We start from the raw sequence: 19,577 nt of genomic DNA, 5'->3' as shown, positions 1-19,577 counted from the left end.
TCAATAAATTAGGAGCAAAAATGTTTACAAAAGCATTAGTGCGCACACCCTGCCGGTCGATATTAAAAGGGCTAACCCAAGCTAATTTGGGATTGCCTAATTTTGATATAGCCTGTGAACAACATCAGGATTACATCAATGCGCTACAAGAGTGTGGCTTGCAGGTCACTGAATTGCCTGCCCTTGAAGACTACCCTGCCTCATGTTTTGTTGAAGATGTGGCTTTGCTTACACCCCAATGTGCCATTCTCACTTCACCCGGAGCCGAAAGTCGCAGAGGAGAAGTGCAACACATAGAAGAGGCCATTAAGTTATTTTATCCAAAAATTGAACGGATTAACTCAAACGGCCACGTAGAAGCGGGCGACATTATGATGGTAGACAATCATTTTTGTATTGGATTGTCAGAACGCACAGACCCTAAGGGTGCTGCTGAACTCATTGCGATATTAGGCAAATACAATTTGACTGGCTCTATGGTGGAAATGTCAGAATTATTGCACTTAAAAACGGGCTTGAGCTATTTAGAAGATAATAACTTGCTGACTTTCGGTGAAATGCACTCACACCCAGATTTCAAAAGTTTTAATCGTATTCAAATTGATAAAGAAGAAGACTATGCCGCCAACAGTGTGTGGATAAATGGCACTGTGTTAGTCCCAAAAGGTTTTCCCAAAGCACTAAATGCAATCAAACAGTTAGGCTATAAAACCCGAGAAGTCGCCATGTCTGAATTTCAGAAATTAGATGGAGGCTTAAGTTGCTTGTCTCTGCGCTTTTAAAAACGGCGAGCCTTGGAGCAACAATAGTCCCATTGAAATACCAGTCGCATGCCGGCTTCCTTGTAACGTTTAACGAGGTTAAAAAATCAGCTTAGGATTGGATTAAGAAATGTTTCATCCCAAAATTCTTGCTCAGTTGGCGCAAATTCTGGGTGCTCATTAACACCGTTATAAATAGGTGATAAAACCCAAGGCTAATATCAGCGATTGGAGGCCATCTTAAATTCGATGCTGAGAGATGGAGTAATGTGGGAAGCACCAAAGGCTTTAAATTAGCTACTGACGCCATAGTCTCTTGTTAACTTATGTTATCTAAAACCAACGTTTAGTGAACGCTTTGTCTAATTCATCAAAAGCGGTTTTTAATAATCTCGCAAGCTCTTTATATTCAGGCTTGGCTTTGGGTGATTGCAGTGCGCAACCTTGCATCTGCATTTTATGATGGATATCTAAATACCAACTTTTTAAAGAGGGTGGCAACAACTGATTCGAACGATGACCTAACCACAACAATCCTTGCACAGGTAAGGATAAAAACAGCACTCCTATCGCCAAAGCTTGAGGCAGCCTTTCAATACCCTGAAAATTAATTAATGCGGTCACAGTCAACACTGCCAACGCTGGCATGACTTTTATTGAAAACTTCGTTGCCGCAATAACACGGCACTCGGGAAACACGCCATACAATTGATGTTGCATAGGCCAAGTTTGCATATATTGCTGACCATCTTTCACCATTGATGTAAAAGTTTGTGGCAACTTAATTACTCCAAAAATTACGTTCAACCCTATTCTAGCGGCTAAGTATTATTTAAGCTAACACCCTAAAGTTATATAAAATCAACAATCGATACCTAAAGAATTATTCAAATGTCATTATAATTCATAAGTGATATTCGTTAACATAGCAAGAGAGCATGCAGTGGGTTGGATCTACTCGCCCTAGCTATAACAAATAAGCCATGCAGTAAAAAGTAACCAATGACCAATTTAGTTAAACTTTGGATATTGAAACTGCTAGACATGCCCACATGTCTAGCCAGAATAAAGTAAATAAAAGTTGTGCCATTCAAATGGTACTTAAAGAAAATATTTGGAGAGTTAAATGTCTGAAACAAGACACGTTAAACTGCTAATTTTGGGCTCTGGCCCAGCTGGATACGCTGCTGCAGTATATGCTGCAAGGGCAAATTTAAACCCAGTATTGTTAACAGGTATTCAGCAAGGTGGGCAATTAACCACTACTACTGAAGTAGAAAACTGGCCAGGCGACCCAGAAGGATTAACGGGTCCTGATTTAATGGTTCGCATGCAAAAACATGCTGAGAAGTTCGATACTGAAATTATTTTTGATCATATTAACAAAACTGATTTATCTAAGCGGCCTTTTACTTTAATTGGCGATCAAGGTACTTATACTTGTGATGCCTTAATTATTTGTACTGGTGCTTCAGCTAAGTATTTGGGTATGGAATCTGAAACTGCGTTTATGGGCAAAGGTGTATCAGCCTGTGCAACTTGTGATGGATTCTTCTATCGCAACCAAAAAGTAGCAGTGGTAGGTGGTGGTAATACCGCTGTTGAAGAAGCCTTATACTTATCGAACATTGCATCTGAAGTACACGTTATTCATAGACGTGATTCATTCCGAAGTGAAAAAATACTGGCTGACCGTTTATTAGAAAAAGCCAAAAATGGTAACGTCGTTTTACATTTAGACCGTCAATTAGACGAGGTTTTGGGTGATGATATGGGCGTGACTGGCGTGCGTATCAAAGATACGCAATCTGATGCAACAGAAGACCTTGATTTGATGGGTGTATTTATTGCAATTGGCCATCAACCTAATACTGGGATCTTTGAAGGTGAATTGGAAATGAAAGACGGCTATATCAAAGTGCAAAGCGGCACCGAGGGTAATGCCACACAAACCAGTGTTGAAGGTGTGTTCGCAGCAGGTGATGTAAGCGATCATATCTACCGTCAAGCCATAACTTCAGCCGGTACAGGCTGTATGGCAGCATTAGATGCTGAGAAATTCTTGGACGCTCAAGAGTAATCACTTCAATTAAGTATTTGCATATAAAGGCCTCGACATGAGGTCTTTTTTTATTCACTCTTGGTATAACAAACAACAACGATATCCCCATGCTTACCCTGACAAAACTCGACCATCAACTTGTATTCCCCCCTGTCGACATGGCTCTAACCGAACCTAATGGGTTATTGGCATTTGCTGGCGACTTGAGTGCGAAGCGTTTACTTTTAGCCTATTCGTCTGGAATATTTCCATGGTTTAGTCAAAATGAACCTATTATGTGGTGGTCACCCAATCCGAGAGGTATTTTGCCTTTAGAAAACTTCAACTGTAGTAAAAGTCTGAAAAAATTTGCCCGTAACTGCAACTATCGCATCACCCTCAACAACGCTTTTGACCGGGTTATTGATGCTTGCGCAACCATTCCTAGAGATGATTCTGGCACTTGGATAACAGTAGACATGATAAACGCCTACAAAAACCTGCACCAACTTGGTCATGCTCACTCTGTCGAGGTATGGCGCGAAAATAGTTTAGTGGGTGGTCTTTACGGTATAGTAGTAGGCAAAGTATTTTGCGGCGAATCAATGTTTCATAGCGCCACCAATGCTTCTAAATTAGCCATGCTGTATTTAGTTGAATTACTTAAATCACAAGGGGCAGAATTTATTGACTGTCAAATGCAAAATCCGCATCTAGCCAGTTTAGGCTGTATTGAAGTACCTAGAACCCAATTTTTAACTATGTTAGCTGAACAAAACAAACAATCATTTGATAAAACCGTTTGGCTACCTCAAACGATAACCCTGGAGAAGCTGTTATAAACTTATGGGCATGAAATTTGGCATTACCCCAGCATTTACTTGTAGCTACTTACCTGAGCAAGATGAGCAGCTATTAGTTTTCATGAGCGACACTCAGCCCACTATGCGTGAATATGACTTTTTAATTGCTGCAGGGTTTAGGCGCAGTGGCACACAAGTGTATCGCCCTCATTGCGGTTCGTGTAACGCCTGTGAGTCTATTCGTTTGCCTGTTAACCTGTTTACACCTTCAAAGAGTCAGAAGCGCATCATGAAGCGTAATCAAGACCTGACGATACGTATCAGTAACAGTGACAAGCCAGAGTATTATCCCTTGTATGAGTCCTACATTAACCAACGTCATGATGACGGCAGCATGTACCCAGCAACAATTGAACAATACCAAGGATTTATTTTAAGTCCTTGGAAAAATGCTTTGTTTATTGAAATAATTGAAAAAAACGAACTTATCGGCGTAGCAGTTACCGATAACCTAATTACTTCGCTGTCAGCGTTATACACTTTTTTTAAGCCAGAAGAGCAACAACGCTCCCTAGGAAGCTTTGCAATTTTGCAACAAATCGAACTGGCTAAGTCCCTTAATAAACCTTTCTTATATTTGGGCTATCAAATAGATACCTGTCAAAAAATGAGCTATAAACAGAATTTTTTACCCCATGAGCGCTTTTTTGACGATAAATGGCAACTAATTACAAAAAAAGCAGGGTAAAGCTTTACACTCGGCCCCTTATTGGGCAAAATCTGCGCGGCATTTTTAGACACTTATTTTATTGATTAGAGGTAACAGAGTTAGATGGCGAAAGAAGATTGTATTGAAATGGAAGGCACTGTGTTGGATACCCTTCCAAATACTATGTTTCGTGTTGAATTGGAAAATGGTCATGTTGTTACTGCCCATATTTCAGGCAAGATGCGTAAAAACTATATTCGTATTTTAACTGGCGACAAGGTAACTGTAGAACTTACGCCCTATGACCTTTCTAAAGGTCGTATCATCTATCGCGCAAGATAATAGACCATAATTTTACTTTTGAGCTAGTGAGCGAGTTCTTCAAGCTCAAGTTAAAGTTTTATAGATACAAAAAAACCGATATTGAAAAATATCGGTTTTTTTATTTACGCGTTACTCACCAAATAAGTTAACTATTGAGTGCTTCTGGCTTTTCTTTACTATCAGAGAAAAACTCAAAACTTAACGCATCATTTTTCAATGCTATTTTAACACTGCCACCCTGAGTCAAACGTCCAAATAATAACTCGTGGGCTAATTCTTTCTTAACATGCTGTTGAATAACACGAGCCATTGGACGTGCCCCCATATTTTTGTCATACCCTTTATCACCTAACCAATCACGGGCTTGGGTGCTGACTTCTAGTGACACACCTTTGTTGTCAAGCTGCACTTGTAATTCAACGATAAATTTATCCACTACTTGCAATATAACGTCTCTATCAAGGTGGTTAAACCAAACAATTGCATCTAATCTGTTTCTGAATTCAGGTGTGAAAATTTTCTTAATTTCAGACATAGCATCATGGCTATGATCTTGCTGTTTAAACCCTATAGACGTACGAATAGTTTCCTGCACACCAGCGTTAGTAGTCATCACTAAGACTACGTTTCTAAAGTCTACTTTACGGCCGTTATTGTCCGTTAAGGTGCCATGGTCCATCACTTGTAACAATATGTTGTAGATATCACTATGCGCTTTTTCTACTTCATCTAACAAGATCACTGAATACGGATTTTTAATAACAGCGTCGGTTAATAATCCTCCTTGATCGAAACCTACATAGCCTGGAGGAGCTCCAATTAAACGGCTCACCGCATGACGCTCCATATATTCAGACATATCAAAACGTAATAACTCTACCCCCATTACTTTAGCAAGCTGAGCCGTCACTTCGGTTTTACCTACACCAGTAGGACCTGCAAATAAGAAATTACCAATAGGTTTCGTCTCATTCCCCAAACCTGAGCGAGACAAACGAATCGCATCTGTTAAGGTATCAATGGCTTTATCTTGACCAAATACCACTAACTTCAAATCACGGTCTAAATGCTTCAAGACTTGTTTATCAGATGCTGACACCGATTTTTCAGGGATACGAGCAATCTTAGCAATGATATGTTCAATATCTGTCACACCTATGGTTTTCTTACGCTTAGACACAGGCAACAACCGTTGGCTAGCTCCTGCTTCATCAATCACATCAATTGCCTTATCGGGTAAATGACGTTCATTGATATATTTAGCCGATAACTCTGCTGCTGCACGTATAGCTTTATGGGTAAAACGCACGCTATGGTGGGCTTCGTAACGAGACTTTAAGCCCATCAAAATTTTAGTGGTGTCGCTAACAGTAGGTTCAATAACGTCCACTTTTTGGAAGCGACGAGCTAATGCACGGTCTTTTTCAAAAATACCTTGGTATTCTTGGTAAGTCGTTGATCCCATACAGCGCAATTCGCCACTGCTTAATTTGGGTTTAAGCAAGTTCGACGCATCCATCACTCCGCCTGAAGCAGCACCTGCACCAATAATAGTGTGAATTTCATCGATAAACAAAATAGCGTCAGGACATTCTGCTAACTCTTTTAAAATACCTTTGAGGCGTTTTTCAAAGTCGCCTCGATATTTAGTGCCTGCTAACAAGGCGCCCATGTCCAATGAATAAACAGTGGCCTCGGCAATGACCTCTGGCACTTCATTATTTACTATGCGATACGCTAAACCTTCGGCGATAGCTGTTTTGCCTACTCCGGCTTCACCTACCAACAAGGGGTTATTTTTGCGGCGACGACATAATATTTGAATACTACGTTCTAATTCGCTTTCTCGGCCGATAAGCGGATCAATTTTGCCATCTTTAGCACTTTGGTTGAGGTTAGTGGAATATTTATCCAACATAGACTCAGCTTCTTCTTGCTCGCTGCTTTCACCTTCGCTCTCACTGTGAGTAGGTGAATCATCATCAATTTTGGATACACCATGTGAGATATAATTGACTACATCTAAACGGGTCACATCAGATTTCTTTAAAATATAAACTGCTTGGGATTCTTGCTCACTGAAAATGGCGACCAATACATTGGCGCCTGTCACTTCCTCTTTTCCTGATGACTGGACGTGAAACACTGCACGTTGCAGAACACGTTGAAAACCAAGAGTCGGCTGTGTTTCTCTTTCGTTACCCTGCTCGTCCAACAATAATGGGGTGGTATCTTTTACAAAATCAGTCAGTTCTTGTTTTATTGACTCAATATTGGCACCACAGGCCTTTAACGCATCTTTCGCTGCATTATTATCAAGTAAGGCAAGAAGAAGATGCTCAACGGTCATAAACTCATGACGATGCTCTCTGGCAAAAATGAACGCTTCATTTAGCGTCTGCTCTAGATCTTTATTTAACATAAGAATGCCCTCTGACTACTAGCCTATTCGAAGATTGTACTTTTCTCAATCCAATCATCACGCTTGCTCCATGGTACACATGAGTGGATGTTGGTGTTCTTTTGCATAGCGACTCACTTGCATAACCTTGGTTTCTGCAATCTCTGCAGTATATATGCCACAAACAGCCCTACCATGATAGTGCACTGTGAGCATAATTTGCTGCGCCTTTTCACCATTTAAATTAAAAAATCGCATGAGTACATCAATCACAAAATCCATTGGTGTGTAATCATCATTATTCAATAACACTTTATACATGGGTGGTGGCGTAGCTTTTTTCTTTACCGCATCAATGTCTTTCTGACGCTCAATATCGATAATATTATCTTTACTCATAATTCACTTATTTAGCCCAAATATTTTAAGATAATTTCAGTAATTGCAACGATTACCCATGTTACAGCAATCTTATAATTTTAACGAAATATCAAATTCACCTTGACAAAAACAGGTTAAAAAACCTACATTTTAATTTGACGGTTGTATAGTGTAGTTAACACGTCTTGCCTTAACATTAGTGTGGGGGCAAAGTTGTATAAGTTCAAGGGATTAAAAGGAAGCAGAAGTATGGCAGTCGGCAAAGTAAAATGGTTCAATAATGCAAAAGGTTTTGGCTTCATTGTACCCGATGATGGTGGTGAGGATATCTTCGCCCATTATTCAACAATACAGATGGAGGGTTATCGCTCTCTCAAAGCAGGCCAAGAAGTCAAATATGAAGTGCAGCAAGGTCCTAAGGGATTGCACGCAGAGAATATTGATTTCAATGGAGAGCCTGAAAGATAAGATAGTTAAATAGTTATCTGAAATATAAAAAAGCAGACATTAAGTCTGCTTTTTTGTTGCTATTGGTTTTGCTCTTAGGCATCGCCCCTATATAGGGGCGCAACAATTAACTAGCGGCCAATAAACCGTTCAATGTATTACTCGGGCACATTGCTTGAGTTAATAAGGCATCGTCTGGGTAGTAATAACCACCAATGTCGACTGCTTTACCTTGAGTCCCATCAATTTCAGCCATAATCTTACTTTCATTTGCTGATAATGAATCAAACAAAGGTTTAAATTTGGCAGCTAAGTCTTGATCACTTGTTTGATTAGCTAACGCTTCTGCCCAGTACATAGCTAAATAGAAGTGACTACCTCTATTGTCTAACTGACCCGCTTTACGTAAAGGTGATTTGCCTTCAGTTAAGAGTTTCTCTGTCGCTTGATCTAAAGCAGTCGCCAAGGCTTTTGCTTTATTGTTATCAGTCTTAATGGCTAAATCTTCGAGAGAAACCGCTAAGGCTAAGAATTCACCAAGTGAATCCCATCGTAAGTGCCCTTCTTCAACAAATTGCTGAACGTGTTTAGGTGCAGAGCCACCAGCACCAGTTTCGAACAATCCGCCACCGGCCATTAGAGGTACAATCGACAACATCTTGGCGCTTGTTCCTAACTCTAGAATTGGAAACAAATCTGTTAGGTAATCACGTAAAACGTTACCTGTAACTGAGATAGTATCTAGGCCTCGTATCGCCCTTTCCATAGTGTAACGAATAGCACGAACCGGAGACATAATAGAAATATCTAAGCCTTCAGTATCGTGTTCTTTAAGATATTCGTTCACTTTTAAAATCATTTGCGCATCGTGAGCTCTCTCGTCATCCAACCAAAATACTGTTGGCATTCCTGACTGACGCGCTCGATTAACAGCTAACTTAACCCAATCACGGATAGGTGCATCTTTTGCTTGGCACATTCTCCAGATATCACCTTCTTCAACAGCATGTTCGATTAGAACCGTACCATCTTGATCTACAACCTGAACTTTACCGTCACCTGTCATCTCGAAGGTTTTATCGTGAGAACCATATTCTTCAGCTTTCTGCGCCATCAATCCTACATTAGGCACAGTACCCATAGTGGTTGGGTCAAAGGCTCCATGAGTCTTACAGAAGTTGATGGTTTCTTGGTAAATAGTGGCATAAGTACTTTCAGGGATAACAGCTTTGGTATCGTGCAACTTGCCATCTGGCCCCCACATTTGCCCAGAACTTCTAATCATCGCCGGCATAGATGCATCAACGATTACGTCACTAGGCACATGAAGATTGGAAATACCTTTATCTGAATTCACCATAGCAATAGGAGGACGGTCAGCGTAACAAGCATTGATGTCGTGCTCAATTTCAGCTCTTTGAGACTGAGGTAAGGTTGAAATTTTGTCGTAAACACTACCTAAACCGTTATTTGGATTAACTCCTAATTCGTCAAACAAGGTTTGGTATTTATCAAACAATTTTTTATAAAAAACTTTAACACAATGGCCAAAAACGATTGGATGTGACACTTTCATCATTGTGGCTTTTACGTGCAACGAAAATAACACGCCGGTATTTTTGGCATCTTCAATTTGTTCTTCAAAAAATTCACATAATGCTTTTTTGCTCATGCACATGCCATCAATCACTTCGCCAGCTAACAAATCTATTTTTGGCTTTAATACAGTGACCTTGCCCGATTTATCAGTGAATTCAATATTTACATATCCTGCTTTGGAAACAGTAACTGACTTTTCGCCAGAGTAAAAATCACCTTTACGCATATGTGCTACGTGAGTTTGAGAAGCTTGACTCCATGCCCCCATTGAATGTGGGTGACGCTTAGCATAATTTTTGACTGCAACAGGTGCGCGGCGGTCAGAGTTACCTTCACGTAAGACTGGATTTACAGCGCTACCTAGCACTTTACCGTAACGAGCAAGAATTTCTTTTTCTGCTTCAGTTTCAGGATCTTCAGGAAACTCAGGCAAAGCAAAACCTTTGCTGTTTAATTCTTTAATGGCTGCTTTCAACTGGGGAATAGAGGCACTCACGTTGGGCAGTTTAATAATGTTAGTTGATGCTTCTTGAGTCAAAGCCCCTAACTCAGCTAAAGCATCAGGAACTTGTTGCTCAGCTGGAAGAAGATCGCCGAATACTGATAAGATACGTGCGGCTAACGAAATATCACTCAATTCCACTTCAATTCCAGCGCTTGAAGTAAAGCTCCGAATAATAGGAAGCAGTGAATATGTAGCAAGTGCCGGCGCTTCGTCCGTTTTAGTGTAGATAATCTTTGACTTGGAAATCGTCATTATAAGCCTCATGTTAATGGCAAAACACCGAGGATCCATCATTCACGGGTTTAAAAAACTCGCAAAGTCACTAGGTAGTGACACTGTGGATTGATGTTTTGTACCGAATTAAAAAAATGTCTAATCTTGCCCTATTATAAACAGACAGCGCCAAGACAGTCAGTAAATAATATATGGGCGATTTAATTAACTTCAAGTTTTGCTTGCATATTATATTCTGTTAATCACACTTTGAGCTAATTTATGACTAGTAATCAATCAATTTACGGACTTACTCAGTAACTCAATATGCCAAATAAGCCTTATTCACGACTCAAAAATAAAACCTCTAAAGCAGCTACTGCGCCCTCTTCTAAAAGACGTGTTGTTTTGTTTAATAAGCCTTTTAATGTATTAACCCAATTTACCGATAAACAAGGTCGACAAACCCTTAAAGATTTTATTCCCATCCCAGAGGTATATGCAGCGGGTCGCTTAGACAAAGACAGCGAAGGTTTATTGGTATTAACCAACGACGGAAAATTACAAAACAAACTTGCCTCGCCGAAATTTAAAACAACCAAAACTTACTGGGTGCAAGTAGAAGGAATTCCTCAGACTCAGGATTTAGAACAGTTACGGTCAGGCGTGAATTTAAAAGATGGCATGACTCAACCAGCCAAAATTGAATTAATCGAACAACCAATCCTATGGGATCGCAACCCTGCTGTGCGTTTTCGGCAAAACAAGCCGACTAGTTGGTTAGCTATTACTATTTCTGAAGGCAGAAATCGCCAAGTTCGGCGAATGACCGCGCATATCGGGTTTCCTACTTTGCGCTTAATTCGCTATAGCGTAGGAAATTGGACAATTGATGGCATTGCAAACGGAGAATATGTGGAGGTCTGAAAAACCTCTAGTTCAAGGCAGATAAAGCGAAGATGACCACGCCCCCGTGCAAAAGTCTTGGCCAACAGTTATAAGTGTACAGTGCAAAAGGTTGCGGTCTAAGCATCGATAATCACTGGACTCAGGTCTCTAGAGTCTTGGGGACATGGAACCCCTTCCGCTTTCTGTGGCTATAAATCATCTGAATTTGTAGGTCTGATTACTCAGTGGAAAAAGGGCTGAATTTCAATAATGAAGTGGCATCCTGCCACTTTACTTGGGCCTATACCGGGGCGACAACATTCTCGGCTAGCTCGACTTCAATGATGGACAAAAACATGACTGATGCAGACCGTAAATATTCCGATTTTACGCCCTCTCGCGGCACTAACGTTGATTAAGTAAGGGCAAATGCAGTCATAATGGTAGGCAAAGGTATAACACAACCAATCCTTTCGCATTAAAGCCTAATTGGGTTAGGAGCGATGTTGATACCTACAACGCTGAGTTGAAAGCAGAGCAAAACGACTCTTACATTAATAAAGGATCCATCTGCATGCTAGGTTGGGCTCTTGTAGGTTACGTAAACTAATCTGCGAGATCATAGAGTTTAGATTTTAATAACTCTAATCCGCTGCTCTTGCTCTCAATAGGGTATTGCTTTCCTTGAGTTTGAATCACCAATAGTTATAACTTGCCATACCCAAGTATCACCCCGCAGATTTTTTAATCAATTTAGATAGGTTTTAATAGCTCTATCGAAACGCAGCAAGGCTGCAAAATAAACTTAACCACGAGGAACTTAACCATGTTGAAAATAGTTAAAACTTCTATCGCTATCGCTACTATCTCTTTATTCACTGCGGGTAACGCACAAGCTGATGTAGGCGAAGCTTTACAAAATATCTGTACTATCGTTAAAGCAGATGACAAAGGCGAACTACGTAAAAAAATGAAACGTGTTCAGTCTGATTTTAGATTAAAACTGAAAGATTATTACACCGGTGTATCTTGTGGCGGTAACAGCCTTATTCGCACAGCCATGTTAAATAACGCTGTTGAAACAGGTACATTGATGGTGAAAAAAATGCCTAAAGGTGACTTAAGCTCACCAGAAAAAGACGGCAAAACTGTATTAGCTTGGGCTTCTGAGAATGGTTTAGAAGCATCACCTATCGTTGCTGCACTGAACGACAGGATTTAAGCGCAAAGAATTGTTCTAGAACGAACTTGGCTTCGGCCAGCGACACGTTCAACATGGTAGGTGAGTAGCTTATCCTGCTCACCTTTTTAAAAATGGCCTCTTTTGAGGCCGTTTTTTTTGCGTGAAGACAAATAAAATATAAATCACAAAGAACAGCGTTTCATTGCGTTAATCTTTTATCTTATTCAACTCACTGTTGCATAGCCTTTTACTAATTTTGCTCATCTTCGACTTCAGCATTATCCAGTAAATTACCATCTAATTTTTTATTGCTTTGAACACCTAGTTTCCGGAACTGCTCTACTTGTCTAACAAGATTACCTTTACCTGAAGATAATTTGTTCATAGCGCCCTCATAACTTTTCTGACTCGAATCTATGGCTTTTCCTATTTTATCCATATCCACCATAAATCCGTGGAACTTGTCATATAGTTTCGCGGCGTTATCAGCAATTTTCTGAGCGTTTTGATTCTGATATTCGTATTGCCAAATGTTATTGATAGTTCGCAGAGCCACCAGTAAGTTAGTGGGACTTACCAACATAATATTATTATCAAAAGCCAATTTCATTAATTCTGGCGCTTGGTCAGCAGCAAGTAAAAAAGCTGACTCTATAGGAATAAACATCAGCACATAATCTAAAGTGCGAATGCCTTTTAAGTCTTGATAATCTTTTCTACCCAATTCTCTTATATGGTTGCGCAAGGAATTTACATGTTCTTTTAAGTGCACACCGCGTGCTAACTCATCATCATGCTCATTAAAATAGCGTTCGTAAGCTGCGAGAGACACTTTAGAGTCAATCACTATGTCTTTGTCGTTAGGTAAATGCACTACCACATCTGGCTGGTAACTTTTGCCATGTTCATTTTTTAATGCGACTTGGGTTTCAAACTCGTGCCCCTCTCGTAAGCCAGATTCTTTCAACACTCTTTCTAATACCACTTCCCCCCAATTCCCTTGGGCTTTATTGTCACCTTTTAAGGCTTTCGTTAAAGCGGCCGCATCGTGAGTAATTTGCTGATTCAGCTCTTTTAAGCCTAAAATTTCAGTTTTAAGGGAGGCTCGTTCCTGTCCTTCCTTGACATATTGATCTGTAACTTGTTTTTTGAAGCCCTCAATCTGCTCTTTTAACGGTAATAAAATCGAGTCCAAACCAGCTTTACTGGATTGGCTAAATTTTTCTTGTTTCTGTTCAAAAATTTTGTTGGCGAGATTCTCGAACTGCTCTTGTAACCGCTTTTCGGCGGCTTCAAGCAACTGCAATTTATCCTGACTGGCAATTTGTTCTTGTTCAAAACGTGCTGATTGTGACTCCAATTGGGTGCGCAATTCACTGGCTTGCTTATTACTTTGTTGATGTTGTTGCTGCCAGTAGTTTTTCTCTATTTCTAACTCAGCAATCCTTTGTACTCTTTGTGTCAATTGGCCCAATTTATTTTGGGTGAGCATTTGTTCTTGTTGGGCAGTGCGTTGCTCAGAAGTGAAGGTTTTTATAGTCAAATCTTGTTGAGCAAGTTGATCTCTTAATTGGGTTTCTTGTTGAGTTGCCAGTAAATTATTTTGCGCAATGGTTTTCTGGGCACTTTGACTGGCTCTAATGGCAGCAATTAAGCCCCCGAGTAAGCCTCCTAATAAAAATAAACCGATAAAAATAGATAATAATATAGGGTCGTTAAATTGACTCATAATGGTGTGTTCTACTCTTTTTGTTATCTAAGGCACCTGCGAATAAAAAAGGCGGTAAATTATCACTGTAATTTACCGCCTCAATTTATGATTAGATGTTTATTTTTCCATTTCAGCTATTTTGATTTTCCAAATAGCCGGACCTGTTTCATGGGCATTGGCTCCAGTGCTGTCTACTGCAACAGTAACGGGCATATCCACTACATCAAATTCATAGATAGCTTCCATACCTAAATCTTCAAACGCCACGACTCGCGCTTTTTTAATCGCTTTAGACACTAAATATGCGGCACCGCCCACGGCCATTAAATACACAGACTTGTGTTTAGCAATACTTTCTACTGTTGCTGGGCCTCGTTCGGCTTTACCAATCATGCCACTGATGCCGGTTTGTTCTAACATCATGTCTGTAAACTTGTCCATACGTGTCGCCGTAGTGGGTCCCGCAGGCCCCACAGCTTCATCACCAACAGCGTCTACTGGGCCAACGTAATAAATAAATTTATTATCAAAATCCACACCCTCTGGTAAACCTTCGCCATTGTCTAACATGGTTTGAATACGTTTGTGCGCAGCATCCCGTCCAGTCAACATTTTACCAGACAACAATACCGTTTCACCTACTTTCCAGTCTTGGATGTCTTCTTTAGTTACAGTGTTTAAATCTACTCGACGAGTGCCCTCACCTACTTCCCAGGTTACTTTTGGCCAATCTTCCAATTTAGGAGGGGTAAATTCCGCCGGTCCAGAACCGTCTAAATGAAAATGTGCATGACGAGTCGCTGCACAATTCGGGATCATCGCCACAGGTTTAGAGGCAGCATGAGTTGGCATAGATTTAATCTTGATATCCACAACTGTGGTTAACCCGCCTAATCCCTGTGCCCCAATACCTAAATCATTCACTTTTTTAAATATATCTAAACGTAATTTTTCTTCTGTTGTTTCTGCCCCCCTGTCCATCAATTCTTGTATATCAACTGGGTCCATTAAACTTTCTTTGGCTAAAACCGCGGCTTTTTCAGCAGTTCCACCTATACCTATGCCCAACATCCCAGGTGGACACCAACCGGCTCCCATAGTAGGTAAGGTTTTAACCACCCAATCAGCTATGTCATCACTGGGGTTTAACATTACCATTTTGGATTTGTTTTCAGAGCCGCCACCTTTGGCTGCAATCATGATTTCAATCTCGCCACCTGGCACAGTATCTATATGCACTACTGCAGGGGTGTTGTCTTTAGTGTTGACTCTTTTTCCAGCTGGGTCCGCAACAATTGATGCTCTTAAAGGATTATCCGGATTCAAGTAAGCACGACGCGTACCTTCATCAACCATTTGTTGCACAGTTAAATCGGTTTTATCCCATTGCACGGCCATACCAATTTTCACAAAACAGGTCACTATACCCGTGTCTTGACACAGTGGTCGCTTCCCTTCAGCAGACATACGCGAATTGATCAGAATCTGTGCCATGGCATCTTTTGCCGCCTGACTTTGTTCCTTGTTGTACGCTTTTTCGACAGCTTTAATGTAATCGAGGGGATGATAATAGGAAATAAACTGCAAAGACTCTTCAATACTATCTATAAAATCTTGCTGACGGATAACTGCCATAGTTGCCTCTTAAATTTTCTGGGTTAAGTTTTTACTGTTAGATATGATAACCTGAACACGAAAATTGCTCCACGACAATTCGGCAGCACTAGTTAGTCATCCATCAGCTCAATTTAAAGGTACATAGAAGTAGTCACCATGAACAACCATACTTACCCATTAAGGGTCAGTCCCCTTAATTTACCAAGTCACTATGCAATGGCAGACATCTTTTCCCACTTTGCTGATAAACCTTGGGCGATGTTTTTAGACTCAGCTAACAGCCAGCACAAGGACGGCCGATTTGACATAATGGTAGCCGATCCTATAGCCACTATTACCACTAAAGGCAGTACTAGCCATGTGTGGCAGCAAGAAACCAATCAAAGCCAAGAAAGTAACCTCAACCCTTTAACCTTAGTGCAAAGTCTACTAGACCAATACATGCCAAAGGACCAAGTTAATGTTACAGACAAGATTAATTTACCCTTTCTGGTAGGAGCGCTAGGTTTGTTTGGTTATGATTTAGGTAAACGATTTGAACGTTTGCCAAATAAAAATGCTGATGAATATTCTACACCCGACATGGCTGTTGGCATTTATGGGTGGAGCCTTATTAAAGACAATCATAATCAGCAATTTTATCTATGCTATTTAGAGCACTATCGTCACCCATCTATTAAGGATATTCAGAAATTAAGTGGAAGTGAGCAGGCAATCTCTGCGTTTAATTTAACCAGTCAATGGCAAGCTAATATGAGTCAAGGTCAATACACTCAAAAACTGTCTAGGGTTTTGGCTTACTTAAAGGCTGGTGATTGTTACCAAATAAACTTAGCGCAACGTTTTTCAGCTCATTACATGGGTGACGAATGGCAAGCTTACCAAGACTTACGAGTGGCAAATCAGGCGCCCTTCTCGGCATTTATCCGCCTCAAAGAGGGTGTGGTAATGAGTATTTCACCTGAACGCTTTTTATCTGTAAAAGATCGTATGGTGCAAACCAAACCTATTAAAGGCACTAGACCTCGTTGTAAAAATACTAAACAAGATAGACAGCAAATTACTTCATTACTAAGCTCAGAGAAAGATCAGGCAGAAAACTTGATGATAGTTGATTTATTGCGTAACGACCTAAGCAAACATTGCCAACCTGGCAGTGTTAATGTGCCTGATTTATTTAAGTTGGAAAGTTTTGCTGCGGTCCACCATCTTGTAAGCACTGTCACCGGCAAACTAAAAACAAGCAGTAGTCCTATGGATTTGTTACAAGGTGCCTTTCCTGGCGGTTCTATTACCGGCGCCCCTAAAATTCGCGCGATGCAAATTATCGACGAGTTAGAGCCCAACAACCGCAATATCTACTGTGGCAGTATTGGGTATCTAGGGGTGTTTGGCGATATGGACACCAATATTTGTATACGTACTTTATTGTGCGAACGTACACATCAGCAGCCAACTATTCATTGCTGGGCAGGCGGCGGCATAGTACTCGACTCTAACGCTAAAGATGAATATCAGGAATGCTTGGATAAAGTCTCTAAAATATTACCTGTATTGACTCACGCGCCAATATTGAAGCAACACGGATGAAGACTGATGGATAAAGCACAATTTATCACCCGTTTTCATCATGCTAAGCAGGTCAATAGTGAGGCTGACTTTCCTCTGAGAACACCTGGTAAACCTGCGGCAGTATTATTACCAATATTAGAATACACTAACGAATTGACTGTGCTGTTTACAGTCAGAGCAACTCACCTAAAACATCATGCTGGTCAAATAAGTTTTCCTGGCGGCAAACAAGAACTAACAGACAACTCTTTAGTGGAAACGGCTTTGCGTGAAACCCACGAAGAAGTCGGTTTACCACCTAACAAAGTAGAGATTATTGGTAACTTGCCTTTGTATCGCACCGTGAGTCGTTATGAAGTGCTGCCTTATGTGGGTTTTATCTCTGCACCAACCCAATTAACATTAGATAAAAATGAAGTAGACAGTACCTTCGAAGTGCCTTTAAGTTATCTATTGGATCAAAATAATCATTTAATTCATTGGGTAAAACGTAATAATGGGCAGTTTCCAATTTATTTTATCCCATGGAAAGAACACAACATTTGGGGTGCCACGGCGGCTTTTGTGCGCAATTTGTCGAATCATTTTTAGACGACTCATCAGATCAACTTAAAAGTATACAGCAATCTTTACACTGTACACTTTGCCCTAAACACCTTAGCTATTGTTCTCGCTGAAATTAACTAGCACAATTACTTTTTGAATATTGTGGTGGATCGTACAAAATGATCAGTGTTTTTGATATGTTCAGTATAGGTATTGGCCCCTCAAGCTCGCATACTGTTGGTCCAATGCGGGCAGCCAAGGCGTTTTGTGGGGAATTATCAGAGCAAGGTTTTTTCGATACTACCGATGAGGTTCAAGTAGAGCTGTTTGGCTCCTTGGGACAAACCGGTAAAGGTCACGGTACAGGTAAAGCTGTCATTTTGGGTTTATTGGGTTATGCCCCTGAATCAATCGATAGTTCCTTAGTTGATGGACTACTCGAACAAGTAAAAAACTCACAACATCTTAATTTGGATGCTAAAAAGTTAATCAAATTTCCTGATCAAAACGCCATTATTTTTCATCGTCGCAAATCCCTCAGTCAGCATCCAAATGGCATGACTTTACACGCAATGAAAAATAACACGGTGCTTACCTCACAAACCTATTTTTCAATTGGAGGCGGATTTATTATTCGCGAGCAAGATTTTGCAGATCGAAAGGTTGCCGCACTTATTCACGAGGAACAAGCTGTTCCTTTTAATTTTTCCAGCGCTAAACAATTACTAGAATTGTGTAACGAGCAAGGGATGCGTATTAGCTCAATCATGATGAAAAACGAACAAGTTTTTCAACCTAAAGAACAAATAATCAAAAAACTCTGGCACATATGGCAAGTGATGTACAAAAGTGTGCAAACAGGCATTCAAAGTGAAGGGATTTTACCCGGTGGTTTAAAGGTCATGCGCCGTGCTCCGGGCTTATATAACCGCTTACAAAACGAAAAAAATGCCGATCCTATGGTCGCCATGGATTGGGTTAATTTATTTGCTTTGGCAGTCAACGAAGAAAACGCTGGCGGCGGCACTGTGGTCACGGCGCCAACGAATGGCGCAGCTGGCATTATTCCCGCGGTGTTATGTTATTACGATAAATTTGTGAAGCCAGTAGACGAAGACACAGTCAGTCGATATTTATTAACCGCAGCGGCTATTGGTATTTTATATAAAAAGAATGCTTCTATTTCTGGCGCCGAAGTAGGCTGCCAAGGTGAAGTGGGCGTAGCATGTTCAATGGCCGCAGGCGCGCTAACCGAAATAGTTGGAGGGTCAGTAGATGCAGTTGAAAATGCTGCTGAAATAGGTATGGAGCATAATTTAGGGTTAACCTGCGACCCAGTAGGTGGACTGGTGCAAGTACCTTGTATTGAACGCAATGCTATGGGGGCGATTAAGGCAATTAATGCCTCACGACTGGCTTTACGGGGCACAGGGCAACACAAGGTTTCTTTAGACAAAGTAATCAAAACCATGTGGGAAACGGGCAACGATATGAAGTCTAAGTACAAAGAAACCGCCAGGGGCGGTTTAGCAGTAAATATTATTGAGTGTTGAGGGAAGATTAACGCTACGAGCAAAAAGATATTCCACCACAAAGAACACAGAGCGTCGGGCGCCGAGCGCTTCGCTACGCAGAGGAACAGAATGTTAAGACGAATTAATTATTAAGATTTTTAGCTTCGATTTTTTCGACGAAGCTGCTCCTATATTTTTGCTTTTCTCTGTGCTCTCTGTGTCCTCTGTGGTGATTTTTTTTAGTTTTAGTAGACGCGGAAACAGCCGATTCTCAAAGAAGAGGATGACATGGTGGACATACGGACGTTTTAGGCTTTGCGCTTTGCGCTTTGCGCTTTGCGTTTTGCGCTTTGCGCTTTGCG

General features: G+C 40.7%; 17 protein-coding genes. 11 read left to right on the top strand and 6 right to left on the bottom strand.

Annotated features, from left to right (window positions below; translation table 11 throughout):
• Positions 1–20: 20 nt before the first annotated feature.
• Positions 21–782: an arginine deiminase family protein gene (locus tag AAC000_RS08435; protein WP_339721785.1), complete on the top strand. Its 762-nt coding sequence runs from the start codon at positions 21–23 to the stop codon at positions 780–782.
• 312 nt (positions 783–1,094) lie between these two features.
• Here the strand turns inward: AAC000_RS08435 and yfbV are convergent, their stop codons facing one another.
• A complete protein-coding gene (gene yfbV, locus AAC000_RS08430; protein ID WP_339721784.1) occupies positions 1,095–1,541 on the bottom strand; it encodes a terminus macrodomain insulation protein YfbV in 447 nt (148 codons plus the stop codon).
• Between the two features lie 346 nt (positions 1,542–1,887).
• Between yfbV and trxB the strand changes: the two genes are divergently transcribed.
• From trxB to infA, 4 genes are all read left to right on the top strand, one after another.
• The gene (gene trxB / locus AAC000_RS08425; RefSeq protein ID WP_339721782.1) at positions 1,888–2,841 is read left to right on the top strand and encodes a thioredoxin-disulfide reductase; all 954 of its coding nucleotides are present in this window, start codon (positions 1,888–1,890) and stop codon (positions 2,839–2,841) included.
• 89 nt (positions 2,842–2,930) lie between these two features.
• A complete protein-coding gene (gene aat / locus AAC000_RS08420) occupies positions 2,931–3,644 on the top strand; it encodes a leucyl/phenylalanyl-tRNA--protein transferase (RefSeq protein ID WP_339721781.1) in 714 nt (237 codons plus the stop codon).
• Between the two features lie 10 nt (positions 3,645–3,654).
• Positions 3,655–4,353 carry an arginyltransferase gene (locus AAC000_RS08415; RefSeq protein ID WP_339721883.1) on the top strand — a complete coding sequence of 233 codons (699 nt, stop codon included), beginning with the start codon at positions 3,655–3,657 and terminating at the stop codon, positions 4,351–4,353.
• An 84-nt stretch (positions 4,354–4,437) separates the two neighbouring features.
• On the top strand, positions 4,438–4,656 hold the full coding sequence (gene infA / locus AAC000_RS08410; protein ID WP_007618153.1) for a translation initiation factor IF-1: 219 nt from the start codon (positions 4,438–4,440) through the stop codon (positions 4,654–4,656).
• 127 nt (positions 4,657–4,783) lie between these two features.
• Here infA and clpA read toward each other — a convergent pair whose 3' ends face one another.
• Both clpA and clpS read right to left on the bottom strand, forming a co-directional pair.
• Positions 4,784–7,060: an ATP-dependent Clp protease ATP-binding subunit ClpA gene (gene clpA, locus AAC000_RS08405; protein ID WP_339721776.1), complete on the bottom strand. Its 2,277-nt coding sequence runs from the start codon at positions 7,058–7,060 to the stop codon at positions 4,784–4,786.
• A gap of 57 nt (positions 7,061–7,117) precedes the next feature.
• Positions 7,118–7,438 carry an ATP-dependent Clp protease adapter ClpS gene (gene clpS, locus AAC000_RS08400; RefSeq protein WP_339721774.1) on the bottom strand — a complete coding sequence of 107 codons (321 nt, stop codon included), beginning with the start codon at positions 7,436–7,438 and terminating at the stop codon, positions 7,118–7,120.
• A gap of 231 nt (positions 7,439–7,669) precedes the next feature.
• Between clpS and cspD the strand changes: the two genes are divergently transcribed.
• The gene (cspD, locus tag AAC000_RS08395; protein WP_339721772.1) at positions 7,670–7,888 is read left to right on the top strand and encodes a cold shock domain-containing protein CspD; all 219 of its coding nucleotides are present in this window, start codon (positions 7,670–7,672) and stop codon (positions 7,886–7,888) included.
• A 106-nt stretch (positions 7,889–7,994) separates the two neighbouring features.
• On the opposite strand, the gene AAC000_RS08390 is transcribed toward cspD, so the two are convergent.
• Entirely contained in the window at positions 7,995–10,223 is a 2,229-nt protein-coding gene (locus AAC000_RS08390) for an NADP-dependent isocitrate dehydrogenase (RefSeq protein ID WP_339721771.1), read from the bottom strand.
• Positions 10,224–10,511: 288 nt separating this feature from the next.
• Here AAC000_RS08390 and AAC000_RS08385 point away from each other — a divergent pair, with 288 nt between their 5' ends.
• Together AAC000_RS08385 and AAC000_RS08380 are read left to right on the top strand one after the other, a co-directional pair.
• Positions 10,512–11,111: a pseudouridine synthase gene (locus AAC000_RS08385; RefSeq protein ID WP_339721770.1), complete on the top strand. Its 600-nt coding sequence runs from the start codon at positions 10,512–10,514 to the stop codon at positions 11,109–11,111.
• 787 nt (positions 11,112–11,898) lie between these two features.
• On the top strand, positions 11,899–12,294 hold the full coding sequence (locus tag AAC000_RS08380; protein ID WP_339721769.1) for a DUF3718 domain-containing protein: 396 nt from the start codon (positions 11,899–11,901) through the stop codon (positions 12,292–12,294).
• 211 nt (positions 12,295–12,505) lie between these two features.
• On the opposite strand, the gene rmuC is transcribed toward AAC000_RS08380, so the two are convergent.
• The gene (rmuC, locus tag AAC000_RS08375) at positions 12,506–13,984 is read right to left on the bottom strand and encodes a DNA recombination protein RmuC (protein ID WP_339721768.1); all 1,479 of its coding nucleotides are present in this window, start codon (positions 13,982–13,984) and stop codon (positions 12,506–12,508) included.
• A 99-nt stretch (positions 13,985–14,083) separates the two neighbouring features.
• A complete protein-coding gene (locus AAC000_RS08370) occupies positions 14,084–15,601 on the bottom strand; it encodes a fumarate hydratase (protein WP_339721767.1) in 1,518 nt (505 codons plus the stop codon).
• A gap of 138 nt (positions 15,602–15,739) precedes the next feature.
• On the opposite strand from AAC000_RS08370, the gene pabB reads away from it, so the two are divergent.
• The 3 genes from pabB to AAC000_RS08355 all read left to right on the top strand — a co-directional run bounded on the left by pabB (position 15,740) and on the right by AAC000_RS08355 (position 19,254).
• On the top strand, positions 15,740–17,173 hold the full coding sequence (pabB, locus tag AAC000_RS08365; RefSeq protein ID WP_339721765.1) for an aminodeoxychorismate synthase component I: 1,434 nt from the start codon (positions 15,740–15,742) through the stop codon (positions 17,171–17,173).
• Positions 17,174–17,179: 6 nt separating this feature from the next.
• The gene (locus tag AAC000_RS08360; RefSeq protein ID WP_339721763.1) at positions 17,180–17,746 is read left to right on the top strand and encodes a CoA pyrophosphatase; all 567 of its coding nucleotides are present in this window, start codon (positions 17,180–17,182) and stop codon (positions 17,744–17,746) included.
• A 134-nt stretch (positions 17,747–17,880) separates the two neighbouring features.
• The gene (locus AAC000_RS08355) at positions 17,881–19,254 is read left to right on the top strand and encodes an L-serine ammonia-lyase (RefSeq protein ID WP_339721761.1); all 1,374 of its coding nucleotides are present in this window, start codon (positions 17,881–17,883) and stop codon (positions 19,252–19,254) included.
• Positions 19,255–19,577 lie beyond the last annotated feature (323 nt).

The sequence above is a fragment of the uncultured Paraglaciecola sp. genome (assembly GCF_963977085.1).
Taxonomy (GTDB): domain Bacteria; phylum Pseudomonadota; class Gammaproteobacteria; order Enterobacterales; family Alteromonadaceae; genus Paraglaciecola.
Note: the sequence above shows the minus strand (reverse complement) of the source record. Positions and strands in the feature narration are given on the sequence as shown.

What these genes read in the sequence shown, in the direction of transcription:
- aat (WP_339721781.1), top strand. Translation starts at nt 2,931, where the DNA reads ATGCTTACCCTGACAAAACTCGACCATCAACTTGTATTCCCCCCTGTC.
- AAC000_RS08415 (WP_339721883.1), top strand. Translation starts at nt 3,655, where the DNA reads ATGAAATTTGGCATTACCCCAGCATTTACTTGTAGCTACTTACCTGAG.
- infA (WP_007618153.1), top strand. Translation starts at nt 4,438, where the DNA reads ATGGCGAAAGAAGATTGTATTGAAATGGAAGGCACTGTGTTGGATACC.
- AAC000_RS08435 (WP_339721785.1), top strand. Translation starts at nt 21, where the DNA reads ATGTTTACAAAAGCATTAGTGCGCACACCCTGCCGGTCGATATTAAAA.
- AAC000_RS08380 (WP_339721769.1), top strand. Translation starts at nt 11,899, where the DNA reads ATGTTGAAAATAGTTAAAACTTCTATCGCTATCGCTACTATCTCTTTA.
- cspD (WP_339721772.1), top strand. Translation starts at nt 7,670, where the DNA reads ATGGCAGTCGGCAAAGTAAAATGGTTCAATAATGCAAAAGGTTTTGGC.
- AAC000_RS08370 (WP_339721767.1), bottom strand. Translation starts at nt 15,601, where the DNA reads ATGGCAGTTATCCGTCAGCAAGATTTTATAGATAGTATTGAAGAGTCT.
- AAC000_RS08355 (WP_339721761.1), top strand. Translation starts at nt 17,881, where the DNA reads ATGATCAGTGTTTTTGATATGTTCAGTATAGGTATTGGCCCCTCAAGC.
- AAC000_RS08360 (WP_339721763.1), top strand. Translation starts at nt 17,180, where the DNA reads ATGGATAAAGCACAATTTATCACCCGTTTTCATCATGCTAAGCAGGTC.
- trxB (WP_339721782.1), top strand. Translation starts at nt 1,888, where the DNA reads ATGTCTGAAACAAGACACGTTAAACTGCTAATTTTGGGCTCTGGCCCA.
- clpS (WP_339721774.1), bottom strand. Translation starts at nt 7,438, where the DNA reads ATGAGTAAAGATAATATTATCGATATTGAGCGTCAGAAAGACATTGAT.
- clpA (WP_339721776.1), bottom strand. Translation starts at nt 7,060, where the DNA reads ATGTTAAATAAAGATCTAGAGCAGACGCTAAATGAAGCGTTCATTTTT.
- rmuC (WP_339721768.1), bottom strand. Translation starts at nt 13,984, where the DNA reads ATGAGTCAATTTAACGACCCTATATTATTATCTATTTTTATCGGTTTA.
- pabB (WP_339721765.1), top strand. Translation starts at nt 15,740, where the DNA reads ATGAACAACCATACTTACCCATTAAGGGTCAGTCCCCTTAATTTACCA.
- AAC000_RS08390 (WP_339721771.1), bottom strand. Translation starts at nt 10,223, where the DNA reads ATGACGATTTCCAAGTCAAAGATTATCTACACTAAAACGGACGAAGCG.
- AAC000_RS08385 (WP_339721770.1), top strand. Translation starts at nt 10,512, where the DNA reads ATGCCAAATAAGCCTTATTCACGACTCAAAAATAAAACCTCTAAAGCA.